At 41.0% G+C, this 13,574-nt stretch carries 11 protein-coding genes; 3 read left to right on the forward strand and 8 right to left on the reverse strand.

Annotated elements, in window-relative coordinates; all coding sequences use genetic code 11:
• On the reverse strand, positions 1–1,071 hold the full coding sequence (locus SanaruYs_RS17750; protein ID WP_127123949.1) for a PorP/SprF family type IX secretion system membrane protein: 1,071 nt from the start codon (positions 1,069–1,071) through the stop codon (positions 1–3).
• Between the two features lie 173 nt (positions 1,072–1,244).
• Between SanaruYs_RS17750 and SanaruYs_RS17755 the strand changes: the two genes are divergently transcribed.
• The 3 genes from SanaruYs_RS17755 (at position 1,245) to SanaruYs_RS17765 (ending at position 7,495) form a co-directional block, all read left to right on the forward strand.
• Positions 1,245–6,449, forward strand: a complete 5,205-nt coding sequence (locus tag SanaruYs_RS17755; protein ID WP_127123950.1) for a T9SS type B sorting domain-containing protein — start codon at positions 1,245–1,247, stop codon at positions 6,447–6,449.
• 170 nt (positions 6,450–6,619) lie between these two features.
• Positions 6,620–6,952 (forward strand): SpaA isopeptide-forming pilin-related protein, encoded by a 333-nt coding sequence (locus SanaruYs_RS17760; protein WP_127123951.1) that lies wholly within the window; start codon positions 6,620–6,622, stop codon positions 6,950–6,952.
• Positions 6,953–7,495 carry an NUDIX hydrolase gene (locus SanaruYs_RS17765; protein WP_127123952.1) on the forward strand — a complete coding sequence of 181 codons (543 nt, stop codon included), beginning with the start codon at positions 6,953–6,955 and terminating at the stop codon, positions 7,493–7,495.
• Positions 7,496–7,669: 174 nt separating this feature from the next.
• Here SanaruYs_RS17765 and SanaruYs_RS20155 read toward each other — a convergent pair whose 3' ends face one another.
• The 7 genes from SanaruYs_RS20155 to SanaruYs_RS17795 all read right to left on the reverse strand — a co-directional run bounded on the left by SanaruYs_RS20155 (position 7,670) and on the right by SanaruYs_RS17795 (position 13,508).
• The gene (locus tag SanaruYs_RS20155; RefSeq protein ID WP_160118713.1) at positions 7,670–7,831 is read right to left on the reverse strand and encodes a hypothetical protein; all 162 of its coding nucleotides are present in this window, start codon (positions 7,829–7,831) and stop codon (positions 7,670–7,672) included.
• A 54-nt stretch (positions 7,832–7,885) separates the two neighbouring features.
• Positions 7,886–8,881, reverse strand: a complete 996-nt coding sequence (locus SanaruYs_RS17770; RefSeq protein ID WP_127123953.1) for a glycosyltransferase family 2 protein — start codon at positions 8,879–8,881, stop codon at positions 7,886–7,888.
• Positions 8,882–9,433 (reverse strand): DUF4199 domain-containing protein, encoded by a 552-nt coding sequence (locus SanaruYs_RS17775; protein WP_127123954.1) that lies wholly within the window; start codon positions 9,431–9,433, stop codon positions 8,882–8,884. It abuts the gene before it with no gap.
• A 6-nt stretch (positions 9,434–9,439) separates the two neighbouring features.
• Positions 9,440–9,970: a DUF4199 domain-containing protein gene (locus tag SanaruYs_RS17780; protein WP_127123955.1), complete on the reverse strand. Its 531-nt coding sequence runs from the start codon at positions 9,968–9,970 to the stop codon at positions 9,440–9,442.
• A complete protein-coding gene (locus SanaruYs_RS17785; RefSeq protein WP_127123956.1) occupies positions 9,960–11,228 on the reverse strand; it encodes a dihydroorotase in 1,269 nt (422 codons plus the stop codon). Before SanaruYs_RS17785 ends, SanaruYs_RS17780 begins: the two co-directional genes overlap by 11 nt.
• Before the next feature lie 140 nt (positions 11,229–11,368).
• On the reverse strand, positions 11,369–12,655 hold the full coding sequence (locus tag SanaruYs_RS17790; protein ID WP_127123957.1) for a hemolysin family protein: 1,287 nt from the start codon (positions 12,653–12,655) through the stop codon (positions 11,369–11,371).
• Between the two features lie 109 nt (positions 12,656–12,764).
• Positions 12,765–13,508 carry a hypothetical protein gene (locus SanaruYs_RS17795; protein WP_127123958.1) on the reverse strand — a complete coding sequence of 248 codons (744 nt, stop codon included), beginning with the start codon at positions 13,506–13,508 and terminating at the stop codon, positions 12,765–12,767.
• Positions 13,509–13,574: the final 66 nt, after the last annotated feature.

The following is a 13,574-nucleotide window of genomic DNA, read 5'->3' on the forward strand; positions in this document are numbered from 1 at the left end:
TTAAAAATCAGGACAAGGAATAACCAGCTTATCTGCTGGTGGTTTACGTGGATTGCGCAGAGGGAAGGTATACACTAAACTAAATTCATGGGCACCGCCACTACCAATACCCAAACGTGAAATGGTATAATCAAAGCTGTAACCAATATTAATGGCATCCTTTGCGCCAAGCTGTGTAAATCCTAAAAGCAATACGATAGATTCATTATTAACAAAACCATTTACTGCTTTAAATGGAATGCCCCTGTACCATGTACCGAGCACTAAAGGTTCTAATGTAAAATAAAGTCCTAAATCTAACTGATCGAACTGGCCTTGATGACGATATTGAATAGCAGGAGAAATGCTCCTTTCTGTATTGCGCATATATACGCCACTGCCCTGAACACCCTGCTTCAACTTAAATTTGAAACCACCATGCACTGAATATTTAATTGGAAGCTTACTTTCTTCGTCAATGATTGATTGATTTGGTCTGTTTAAATGATGCGCAGCAACACCTAACCATGCTTTCCTTGTGAAGAAAACACCGCCCGCACCGAGGTCAACAAAAAATTTGCTGAAGTTGGTATTAAACTGTTCTGCTGTTGCAGGACTGATAATGGCTCCAGTGGTCGGATCGAACTGATCACCGAAAGTCAGCTTGTCGAAATTAATATCGCGCTGAAACATAGCCACCTGAAAACCAGGGCGAAAGCCCAAATTTTTAGTGATCTCCATTTCGTATGAATACTGTGCAGCTATTTGAAGGGAACGAAGACCAGCCAAACCCTCCACATCACGCGAAATCAGGAAACCAACACCACTTTTCTTGTCTTCAATGAAATAATCACCATAAACTGACATGGTGGTAAAATTTGCTTCAAGCGATGGCCATTGATTTCTATAATTAAGTCCAACCCGTGCTTGTCCTGTAGCACCAGCTAATGCGGGATTAAGGTATAATGGGGCTGCATAAAATTGCGAGAACTGCGGATCTTGCGCAGTTACTTGAAGGCTGGTGAACAGCATATATGCTGACACTAAAATTGCCTTAACTATCGGCTTTTGGATGATTTGAATCCAGCTCATTGAAGCAAAGTAAAAGGATTAACACGGTTTAAAAAACTGTGGGCGAGTTAAAACAACTCTTTTGTCCTTCACTTAACGCAATTTTTAGTCAAATTGTATACTTTCGTTGGCTTCGGGCGTTTTAGTATTGATGATTTGGTGCCACTCCCCTAAGTTGGGTAAGATTTGACTGTATGCGTAAACTACTTTTTGCTTTTTTCCTTCTTTTAACCTGTTTTGCAAATGCTCAGGAGTTATCACGGCATAATTGGTATTTCGGCAACAGCACGCACGCCATTCGCTTCGACAGAACAAATAATGATGCCGAGCTTATCACTAAAAGTTTAAATCAACCTTTTGGTATTGGCGGATCGGGTGTGGCTACAGATCACACGAATCGCAATTTGCTGTTTTATACAGATGGTGCTAATATTTATGATGCTAATGGTCAGGTGATGCCCAATGGTGCTGGCCTTGGTGGAGCATCTGTAACTAACCAACCAGTAGCCTTATGTCCGGTGCCCGGTCAGGCTAACCAGTTTTTTGTTTTTACAAGAGATGGAGGTGGAACAGTTACGATGAGTACTGTTGATATGGCGCAATTTGGTAATTCTCTTTTTCCTGCGCCCGCCACAGGTGATGTGGTAACACGCAATCAACCAGTAGGCACTGGGTTAACCAACCGATCTGAAGCGATGTTGTTAATATCTAGCCCTCTGGATACTGCTTATTGGCTTATTACGCATGAAGTCGCAACAGCTAACTATACAGTTACTGAGATTAGCGAAGCAGGCATTACTAACACAACTTTTGGTGGCTTGGGGTTCGATAGCAATCCTGCCAGTTTTTCTTACCATGCAGCAAGCGGCAGATTAGCCGTAGCACCTCAAGATCCTGCATTAAATATTATTACACTTTTGTTTGACAACGAGACGGGCGCACTTGCTTTCGAACGCTTCTTGTTCAATACTTCTGCCAATGCTACTACCGAAGCAGCGACATACGACACTGAGTTTAGTTTTAATGGTCAGTTTCTATACATCTCCAGAACAGGTGATACAGGGATTGAAGCAAACTTACTTCAATATGATTTGACAAATCCAACTAACACTGTAGATACCATTACCACCTTACCCTCAGGTTTATTCAGAAGCTGGGGTATACAAATGGCACCCGATAGTGCTATTTATCACTTATACCAGACTAGTGCTGGTGGCCCTTTCCTGGTGGGCAGATTATCCGATACCGACTCCGTTGCAGCAACTACTACCTATCTGGCTAATGCTTTTGGCAATATTGATTTTGCTGCAAAACAATTTCCAGCCTTTGCTCCGAAAGCACGAATAACACTTACTGTCAGTTTTATTGAAGATGGTTTATGTTCTAATAGCAATACCACTTTCTTTCCCACAGTTACACCAGGTGCCGACAGCCTTGTATGGGATTTTGGTGATGGTAATTTTTCAAATAACTGGAGTCCTGTTCATACCTACACCGCTGGAGGAACTTTCCCAGTAAGGGTACGCGCATTTTTAAAAGGTGATACTGCCTCTTTCTTAAAAAATATATCCATTACACAGTTTGATTTAAGTCTTACACTTGTGCAAGACACCACTGCCTGCGAATGTGAATTGCCCATTAATAATGGTGAAGGTTCATGCCCCGATGATACAACCGATGATTTCTCAGTAGAAGTACAGGTACAAGGCGGCTCACCAACTTCTACGCAATGGTTTGGCCCAGGTGGAATTCTGACCGGACAAACTATCTCAACACTTCGACCCGACTCGGCCGGTTATTACTATGTGGTAGTCACTGATGCCAGTGGTTGCGCTGCACATGCAGGTGTAAGTATAAAAGAATATGGTTTACAGGAACAACGTGCTAACATCTGGTACTTCGGTAATCGGGCGGGTATTGATTTTAATGATGGTACCGTCCCAATCTCCAATACAGTGATGGATGCGCCAGAAGGCTGCGCGATTGTCTGCGATCAAAATGGTCAAACCATTTTCTTTACCGATGGGGTTTCAGTGTGGGATAGAGATTTCAACGAACTGGCTACTGGTATAGGTGGTGATCTTGCTTCTACCCAATCAGCCTTTATTATGCCAGTTGCAGGCGATGAAACACTTTACTATATTTTTACAACACAAAATATTTTTGGTACTTCAACTTTTGAGTTGCGTTACTCATTGTACGACTTAAAGGCCAACAATGGCTCTGGCGATTTAGTACAGCAAAATATTTTGTTGTTTGCAAAAAGTACTGAGCGCATAACTGGTAACGACAATTGGCTAATTGCTCACGAATATGGCAATAACTCTTTTAGAGCTTATAACATTAGTCCCCAAGGCATTGGTTCTCCCATTATCTCCAGTATAGGTTCAGATCACAACCTGACCATACAGTCAAATGGCGAAGGCTATATGAAGTTGGGAGCACATCTTGCTGTTGCGCTTTCTACACCTGGTGTTTCTAATGTGGTCGAGTTATTCGATTTTGACAATGCCACTGGTATTGTTAGCAACTTTAGAACAGCAAACCTGAACAGCACAAGTGGTCAGGTGTATGGCGTTGAATTTTCTCCAGGTGGTAATAAATTATATGCAACACTGAGTGGCGCTTCTTCTCAACTTTTTGAATTTTCAATTGACTCATTGGGGAATCCTTATTTAAAAAATGCTTTCCCAAGTGTGGTCAACAGACTGGGGGCAATTCAAACCGGACCTGATGGACAAATTTATGTAGCCGTTGAAGGACAAAACTTTTTAGGTACCATTTCACCTAACGAAGACACAACTCAAGTATCTGGTTTTGTATTAAATAGTTTTGCCTTACTTGGCGGAACCAACAGTCGATTGGGCTTACCCAACTTTGCGCAAAATGTATCTACCCCTGCACAACAACCGAGTATTACGGCAACAGGTGTCTGTCTGGGATCACCAACTGTCTTCTTAGGCACAGGTACTGATAACATTGACGAATTTAGCTGGCGCTTTTTACAACTACCTTCCAATACTTTAGTAGGCAGTGGCACTGGTGATAGCACCTCCTTTACATTTGCCACCGCAGGCGACTATTTAATTTCTCTGCGAATCACTAACCGATGTGGTCTGGATTCAACCTTAACAGAACAGATTACCATTGTGGCGCCACCAGCAAGTCCAAGCTTTTTACAACCCGGACAAGTGCCTGTATTATGTTCTGGGTCAATAGAGTTAGAAGCTACACCAGCCACCAATCCTAACCTTGCCAACCTAAATTTCTTATGGACAACCGGTGAAACTACCCGTACCATTACTGTTAGTCAGCAAAGTATTATAGGTGTAACCATTAGCGACATCAATGGCTGTACATCCAACGGTAGTCTGTTAGTAGCTGATAACCGACCGCAGGTAGAGCTTGGTCCTGACCTTACCATTTGCGAAGATACTCCCATATCACCATTGAATGCGCAGAATCCTAACCTGGATTATACCTGGACTGTAAATGGTGGAAATACTACTACCACTCAAACTAGAAATGTAGATACATCAGCGCCTGGAGTATTTGAATATAAAGTGATTGTACTTGATCCCTTTACTACATGCTCCGTTGCTGATAGCGTTACATTTACAATCAATGCAACACCAGTGTTTACAGCTACACCAACCGATGCTACTGGCTGCGCTACCGCTGATGGCGAGGTAGCTATTACACTGGCAACAGCAGGTGGTAGTTACTCTATATTTTTCACAGGCCCTCCTGCATTTCAAGCGGTAAATCAACCTGGTCCTATCAATCAAAATATTACAGGCATAGCTGCCGGAAGTTATGGTTTAACTGTAATAGACGACTTGTCGGGTTGCCAGACTACAAGTGTTGTAGGTATAGCCAATGCAGCCATTACAGTTACCGCAACACAAAATGGCACATGCGATCCTAACATCTTCTTAGACATTACGCACAATGTAGTAACCTCATTTACCTACCGCATTATTAATGCGACCAATACAGATGTGGATACAGGCGCAGATCAAATTCGCACCACACCTTTTACAAGCGCTGCTGTGCCAGGTAATGATACTTATGTTGTTGAAATTACCAGAACAAGTGACAACTGCGTAAGCACCTCTGCGCCCATTTTAGTTAACCAAGGTCCAGAAGTTGCCATCGATGGCTTCACTACAGACTGTGGACCCTCAGGAGAAACAATTGTAACGGTAAGTTCTTCTGATGCCGCACCACTTACTTTTGATTGGAGTGCATCGGAAGCAGGAAGTATTAATGGTGCAAATAATACTGCGAGTGTAACACTGAATCCCGGCACTTGGAATCTTATTGTTGAAGTTGACAATGCAACGCTGTGTCCGGTAAGCAGTCCCTTTACTGCTACTGCGGTTGCGCCTTTCAACGCTTTGCTAACACAAAGCGATCCTTGTTTGAATCAGGTGAGTCTCAACGCTAGTCCTGTCGGTAATTTTACTTACCTATGGACAAGAACACCAGCGCCTGATCCTATAGGCGGACAAAGTCTGGCACTAACAACTGCTGATGATGATGCTATCTATACTGTAACGGTAAGAAGTGGCATCTCAGGTTGTACAAGTACTTCAGCCCCATTACAGGTTAATGTGGTTGGCGAGTTTAGTGCTACACTATCATCTACACCTCCATGCGAAGGCACTCCGTTTACTTTATCAGCAGCGACAACTCAGTTAGCAGATAGCTACAGCTGGACATTAAATGGAAGCACTATTTCTGGGGCATCTACAGCAACCCTGCAAGACACACGCGATGGTTTGTATGAAGTAACAGCAAACCGTGATGTTTGTAGCGATGAAGCATCTATAACAATTGAAAATGCGCCAACAACACCAGGGCTCCTCCTCGATATTGCATTAATCTGCAATGACCCTGCTAATGGCGATCCCGAAACCAGTACGGTTTTACTTAATCCCGGTAATGGCTTCAGTTCGTTAGAATGGTTTAAAGATGGCGTATCCCTTAACATATTCGATCCGACTTTTACAGCAACAGAGCCTGGCATTTATTCAGTTGATCTTATCAATAATTTCGGATGCCCCAGCTCAGACAGAACTACCATTGTGTTTGAATGCGAACCAAGGATAGTAGCTCCTACTGCTTTCAGGCCTGGTAGCAGCAATGAACAAACAAAGGATTTTTATGTATTTCCATTCTTTATCGCAGAAGAAGGTTTTGAAGTCTTTATTTTTAACCGATGGGGTGAAATGGTTTATCAATCTACCGATTTAAATTTCCGATGGAATGGTAGTTATAAAAATGGCGCTACCTTACCAGCAGGAACGTATGCCTATGTGGTGAAATACAAGAGCAGCTTTAGACCAGAAGATGGAACCAAAGAACAAAGAGGTGGCGTTGTATTGGTGCGGTAGTAGAAGATTCGATGCTCGAATCTCTAGATTAGAATATCGGATTTTGTAGACTCGAGCATCGAGCCTACAAGACTCGAGCATCGAGCCTACAAGACTCGAACATCGAGTCTACAAGACTCGAGCATCGAGTCTCAACAGTAAAAATGAATTGAACATAAAACGGACAGACTATGAAAACAACTTTATTATTAATCGCATTTTTTATTGGAGGTTCACAACTTATAAAAACACAAATGCACATTACCGTTCGTAACGAACTGGGCAACACTGAAGAAGGTGTTAGTGTAACTTTATATGCTAACGAAGCTGATTATGAAAAAGAACAAAACCCTGTGCAAAGCGGAACCACTGACGACAAAGGGATTGTAAAGTTTAAAGAGCTTAATGCGCAGGAATATTTTGTGCTTGCTAAAAAAGGGGATGCTAACAATTTTGGTGGTGGCGAAAAAACAGGAGCCTTAGTCGCTAACCGAATCAACAAGGTAAATATTATTATTCAATAGATGACGGATCGAAAATCGCTGCTACAAGCCTTAGAGCAGTATCAGACTACATATAAGGAAGAGATGGATTTCATCTCTTCCTTTCTTTTTCTACTAGAACATAAAGATGCTTATCAACGCACGCACTTACCCGGCCACATCACCGGGTCTGCCTGGATCGTTGATCGTAATCGTGAATTTGTACTTTTAACGCACCATGCTAAACTCAACAAATGGTTACAACCCGGTGGACATGCCGATGGTGATGAACACGTACTCAATGTTGCCTTGCGTGAAGCAGAGGAAGAAACGGGAGTGAAGCATTTTAAATTATTGCAGCAAGGTGTTTTCGATATTGACATACATCCCATTCCTGCCAGAAAAGATTTTGGTGCACACGATCATTACGATGTGCGCTTTTTGCTGGAGGCTGATATGAACGATGCTTTAGTTATTACGGAAGAATCGCATGATTTGGCTTGGGTGCCGCTCAAAGACCTGACCAAGTATAACGATAGTACTTCGTTGCAAAGAATGGCGGAGAAGGTTCGGTTCTATAGCTAATAAAATAATTTCAAATTTCACATTTAAAATTAATCCTGACATCAAAACAGATTGCTTCGTCATACCAACACACATCTCGCCTTTGTTGGTGTTGCGTATAAGGAAGGCGGGTAGCGTCACCAACAAGGGCTGGGAATTTGAAATTTCGAATTTGAAATTTCAAATTCTAATGAATCATTTTGAAGCAATCAGCACGGTAGAAAAAGCAATCACCACCATCCAAAACGTATAAGCTGATAAAGCAGGAATACTTACATAACCTAACTTCATTACAACAGCCAGCAATACAAATATTACGGCAATGGCTTTAAGAACAGATCTTGTTTTATTACTCATTGTATTATGCTTTTAGTAAAGATAAAAAAATGTTTCATACCCCTAAAATCATTCTCAGGCAATAGACTTTTCTCTTTCTTGCTCTATCCCCACTTTTTCAATTACAAGATAATCGCGTTTGGATTGCGATTGGAGGGTAAACATTTCTGCCAAAAAACCAGTAACAAATAATTGAACACCAATGATTACAGCTACTAAAGCCAGATAGAAAATTGGTTGATCTGTAATGTCACGTTTCATAGGCAATTTATCGATGTAAAGAGAATACATCTTATCCACGAAAATTTTAATCGTAAGTACAAATCCGACAAGAAAGGAAATTGTACCCCAGGTTCCGAAGAAGTGCATAGGCTTCTGTCTGAACTTACTCACAAAAGTAATGGAGAGTAAATCGAGAAACCCATTTATAAAACGTTCGAGACCAAATTTGGTATAACCGTATTTACGGGCTCTGTGCTCAACCACTTTTTCAGTAATGCGGGTAAAGCCTGCCCATTTTGCTATAACCGGAATGTAGCGGTGCATTTCACCGTACACATTAATATTTTTTATAACCGTTTTATCGTAGGCTTTTAAACCACAATTAAAATCATGCAACTTAATGCCTGATATGCGACTGGTTACACCGTTAAAAAATTTAGAAGGAATAGTTTTAGAAATCGGGTCGTTACGCTTTTTCTTCCAACCTGAAACCAGGTGAAACTTTTGCTCCTTAATCATGCGGTACAAATCCGGTATTTCATCCGGACTGTCCTGCAAATCAGCATCCATAGTAATAACTACCTCACCTTGTGCTAATCTAAAGCCAGTTTGTAAGGCCGCAGACTTGCCGAAATTTCTATTAAATCGAATGCCCTTAATACGCTCATTAATTTTGTTGGCTTCAACAATCTGATCCCAGGTACCATCGCTGCTGCCATCATCTATTAAAAAAACTTCATAAGAAAAGCCGTGTGTTTGCATCACACGGCTTATCCAAGAACATAATTCGGGTATAGACTCTTCTTCGTCTTTTGCCGGAATAATTACTGATATCTGCAGGTTCGTCATTTAAAATGTTTCGGGCTCTTTTTTCTTTGCGATAGCACCGCTAATCAATGCAAAGATAGCACATCCGATTAATGAAAAACCATACCCCATAGCTAATCCGCCAACTGTATAACGCTTAGCAGTATCTTCAGTTGTTTTAGCAAGTGCCTCCTCCATTTGTTCTTCAGGCATACCAAATCCTTCCATCATTTTTGCAGCATTCTCAACGGCTACTTCTGTAACCTTAGCTGGCAATTCAGGATCGATAACAGTATATAAAAGAATTGTGAAGATGGTCGAAATCAAAGCTGAGAGAGCAAAAACAACAAAACCATGTTGAAAGGCCTTACCAAAGCTTAAATAACCGCCAATTTCATTACGGTAATTGATACCTGCGTAAATGCCATAACCTAAATAAATAGCCAATGACAAAAAGCCAAAAGACATAGAGGCAAGCAAGGTGTAATCAATAGCGTACGCTGCCAGGGTTAACACCACACTGATACCACCAAGTATAAGCGCATGTTTAACAGCATGATTAATGAATGAGGGTGTTGCATTTTCGTTTTCCATAGGGGTTTACTGTTTAGGTTGTTTTCTTAATATAATAGTGACGATAATACTGATGAAAAAGCCAATCAACAGACTTTGTCTGAAATATAGCTTAGCCAATCCGAATGCATTAGTGTGCGAAACCTCCTCTAAATTACGTTCAAAATTATCTTTTCCTAATCGCTCTATGTCTTCGGTCGGTATGGTGCGTGCCTGCTCGACAAAAAGACTGACAAATTCTGCAATAAATTTGGTGTTTGCCACTGCAAAAAGCCATATAAATGAGGCACTTAGCACTGCGAATGAGATTAAAAATACATAGCTGGCCACCATGCCCTGAAAGAAATACAAAGTGCCCTGCTGATATTGATCTCGATATTCTTTCAGCGAAAAAAATATAAACAAACCGAAAAGAAATATCCGAAAATCGGCATACATCGGAATTAGAAAGGGATGTTTGCCCGCAAAAAACAACACTGCAACTAAGGCAAAAGCAATTAATGAGGCTATTATCCCGTATCGCAACGGAACCTTTACAAGCGGAGTATTAATCTTCATCCTTATCTATCCAGGATTTATTATTATTAAAAACGGCTACTGCTTTACCTTTTAATTTTGAATTAAACCAAGGTGAGTTTTTTGCTTTTGATTGATTTGTTTTGTCGTCCAGTGTCCAACTTCTTTCCGGATCAAATAGGGTAAGGTTGGCTTTTGTCTCCGGTTCTATCAAAGGTTGCTCTAAGTTCAATAGTCTGCGGGGTGTTGTCGTAATTTTCTCAATCAGATTTTCCCACTCTACTTCTTCTGCCAGTGTAGCTAAATTGCTTCCCATGGTTTGCAGGCTAATGATTCCGAAATCTGCCAGATCAAATTCAAGTTGTTTGCTTTCTTCGTCTTGCGGCAAATGGCCCGAACAAATCACATCGATAGTGCCATCTTTTAAACCTTTCAGTAAGGCATCGTTATCTGCGCGTTCGCGCAAAGGTGGATTTACTTTATAATGGGTATCGAAATTTTTTAATTGCTCATCTGTAAGTAGAGCCTGATAAGAAGTGATATCGCATGAGAGTTGCAGCTTTTTCTTAGCGCTGCGCAACATGTCAATTGATTTAGCTGTAGACACTTTTGAGAAGTGTAGTCGTCCGCCTGCGTAGGCAAGTAACTCAAGGTTTCTACTAATGGCAATCTCTTCTGCTATGCGTGGCATGCCCTTCATACCTAATAAAGTACTCTGCAAACCTTCGTGCATTTGGCCAAACATATTTAGCCATTGGTCTTCTGCATGGTCTACCAATAGTCCATCAAATTTTTGCAGGTACTGAAGTGCTTTGTAAAAAACATCGGTATGCCAGATTGGTTTTAAGCCATCTGTAAAAGCAATGGCTCCTGCTTCGTGCAGGTCAATCATTTCAGTAAGCTCTTCTCCCTTGGTGTTTTTGGTAACGGCTGCCATGGCATGGAACTGTACCAGGCGACTATCATTGTTACGTGTGATATAACTGATTTCGTTTTTGCTTTGCACTACCGGCTGTGTATTGGGTAACACGGCCAATGTGGTGAAGCCACCAGCAATCGCTGTTTTATTGAGACTCTCCAGATCTTCTTTATGTTCTAATCCCGGATCGCCAACATAAGTGCCCATATCTACCCAACCAGCAGAAAGCAACATACCTTGTGCTTTGACAATGCGATCGGCACTATAATTTTTATCTCCTATTTCCTGAATTCGCCCGTTTTGAATGAGTACGTTCTTCTCCTTGTTATGAAAAGGCGAACCCTTTTGCAGGATTCGTGGCGATTGGAGTAGTATCTTCATGTATTGAAAATTTCAGGTTAGTGAAATCGTTAATCAGTTTTTAATAAGTAGTCTACGCATTGCCTACTGCCCTTTACTTACTGCTTATTGTTTGTACGATATCTTTTGCCTCATTGTCAATTGACAAGTTTTTAATCACATCAAGGAGCAATAATTTTTAACTCCACCAATTCAGGTAAAGTGCGGCTCATCTTAATTATTTTAACCTTATACTTATTAAGGGTAAATTCTTCCCCTTCTTTTAAATCAAATGGCTTGTGATGTAGCAGTAAGCCGGCCAACGTTTCGTATTCGTCCGACTCTTCAAATGGCTCGTCAATAATTTTATTGATATCGTGCAATGGTGAGGTAGCAATAACATGAAAGGTATTGCCAATACGCGTTACAACCTGTACTTCCTGATCGTGCTCGTCTTGTATCTCCCCTACTAATTCTTCCAGAATATCTTCCAGCGTAACAATACCCATGGTGCCACCATACTCACTTACTACAATGGCCATCTGTGCTTTCTTTTTCTGAAACTCACGCAGCAACTCGTCAATGGCTTTATTCTCTGTTACGTAATAAGCCTTGTGCATAATTTCAGCAACGGTCTTACCCGATTTCTCTATGTAATTTTTAACAATGTCTTTGGTCAGGATAATACCCACTACCTCGTCAAGACTTACTTCATATACGGGATAACGAGAATAACCTTCTCGCAGCACAAGCTGCATTGTTTCTTCTATTGAGGTGTTTGCCGGAATACCACTTATTTTGAAGCGTGGCACCATCACTTGTTTGACAATACGATTATCAAAATCAAACACATTCTGAATCAATTCTCTTTCACTGCTTTCAATAGCTCCACCTTCTTCACTCTCGGCAATGATTAATTTAAGTTCTTCCTCTGAGTGTATATCCTCACTTTCGTGAACCGGTTTAATGCCAAACATTTTTAAGATTAATCCTGCAAATCCGTTAAGCACAGAAATGAAAGGTTTAAAAATGAAGTAGAAAACACGCAGTGGTATAGAAATAGATAATGTTGTGGCCGTTGGGTAACGTATAGCTACTGTTTTAGGTGCTAGCTCACCAAACACAATGTGCAGTACTGTTAAAATGGCAAAAGCTATTGGTAAAGCGATGCTATGTGCCAGTTCCGGACTCATTTCAAAACCAAGTGCATGCATGAGGTTGAGAATAAGCTGCGAAACCACATCTTCACCGATCCAACCTAAACCAAGACTGGCAAGGGTAATACCCAATTGGGTGGCGGCTAAAAAGCCATCTAAGTTATCAATGATGATTTGAGCAGCCCGCTTGGAAGTGGTGCCCGCTTGAAGTGCAATTTGTGAAGACCGAACTTTTACAATGGCGAATTCAGCTGCTACGAAAAAACCATTTAAAAACACCAAAAATATGGTGATAAAAATTTCTAAGGCCATAAGAATCGTAAAGATACAGAAATAAAGAGAATGACGTTGGACTTCGTTTTCTCTAAAAAAGAGAGGCTTCAACATTTTGTTGAAGCCTCTCTAAGTGCCTGTTAATCAGTTATATTTTCTTTTCTAGTTCGGCTATTTTAGTTCCGGCATCCTTATTTCCCAGCGATTGCGCCTTCTTATAAAGCTCTAAAGCCTCTTGCAAAGTCTCCTTTTTCTTGCGCGGTGCCAGCTTGGTGCGATTGGCAGCCTCCTCTACCGCAACGGCTCTGGCATAGTAAGCATCGGCTTCGCTCATTTTAGACTGCAACATGATTTCCTGTATGCGCGCCTCTATTAAAGCCAGCTCAGAACGCTTGGCTGCTAACTGCTCTTCTTTGTCGGCAATTTCTGCTTCTTGCAAACCGACTGTTTGTATCAGATTCTGATTTTCATTTCTGTATTTCTCTACCTGTTCTTGCAAAGCGGCTATCTCCGTATTTTTTGATTGAAGATCGTCTTTAAGTTTTTTGATAGTAGCCGCATAAGCATTCGAAGTGCCCTTAGACTTTTTCAATGCCTTTTCCAGGTCAGCAATCTTGTCTTCAGTATCTTTTACATAGTTGTTTAGGTCTTCCATACGAGACGTGTAGTTGTCGTAGGTTGTACCTTCAACCATGTTTACACGCAGTAACTGACGACTAGCATCAATGGAATCCATTAATACGCCTACTTCTTGCAGTGTTTGGTTCACACGTTGATTAGTTTCTATTACTGAGCGCAGCGAATCTACCTGCGTTTGTAATTGTGCAGATTCTTTACTTCCACAGGCAGTCAAAAATGCCGCTACAGAAAGGAAAAGGAGAAGTTTTTTCATAAAGGGTTTAATATTTGATATACAAATGTAATTGGTTTGTGTAAGCTTTAGTTAACAAATTAAAAT

The organism is Chryseotalea sanaruensis, assembly GCF_003990915.1.
Lineage (GTDB): Bacteria > Bacteroidota > Bacteroidia > Cytophagales > Cyclobacteriaceae > Chryseotalea > Chryseotalea sanaruensis.

Coding starts and splice junctions, on each gene's coding strand:
- SanaruYs_RS17750 (WP_127123949.1), bottom strand. CDS start 1,071: ATGAGCTGGATTCAAATCATCCAAAAGCCGATAGTTAAGGCAATTTTA.
- SanaruYs_RS17755 (WP_127123950.1), top strand. CDS start 1,245: ATGCGTAAACTACTTTTTGCTTTTTTCCTTCTTTTAACCTGTTTTGCA.
- SanaruYs_RS17760 (WP_127123951.1), top strand. CDS start 6,620: ATGAAAACAACTTTATTATTAATCGCATTTTTTATTGGAGGTTCACAA.
- SanaruYs_RS17765 (WP_127123952.1), top strand. CDS start 6,953: ATGACGGATCGAAAATCGCTGCTACAAGCCTTAGAGCAGTATCAGACT.
- SanaruYs_RS20155 (WP_160118713.1), bottom strand. CDS start 7,831: ATGAGTAATAAAACAAGATCTGTTCTTAAAGCCATTGCCGTAATATTT.
- SanaruYs_RS17770 (WP_127123953.1), bottom strand. CDS start 8,881: ATGACGAACCTGCAGATATCAGTAATTATTCCGGCAAAAGACGAAGAA.
- SanaruYs_RS17775 (WP_127123954.1), bottom strand. CDS start 9,433: ATGGAAAACGAAAATGCAACACCCTCATTCATTAATCATGCTGTTAAA.
- SanaruYs_RS17780 (WP_127123955.1), bottom strand. CDS start 9,970: ATGAAGATTAATACTCCGCTTGTAAAGGTTCCGTTGCGATACGGGATA.
- SanaruYs_RS17785 (WP_127123956.1), bottom strand. CDS start 11,228: ATGAAGATACTACTCCAATCGCCACGAATCCTGCAAAAGGGTTCGCCT.
- SanaruYs_RS17790 (WP_127123957.1), bottom strand. CDS start 12,655: ATGGCCTTAGAAATTTTTATCACCATATTTTTGGTGTTTTTAAATGGT.
- SanaruYs_RS17795 (WP_127123958.1), bottom strand. CDS start 13,508: ATGAAAAAACTTCTCCTTTTCCTTTCTGTAGCGGCATTTTTGACTGCC.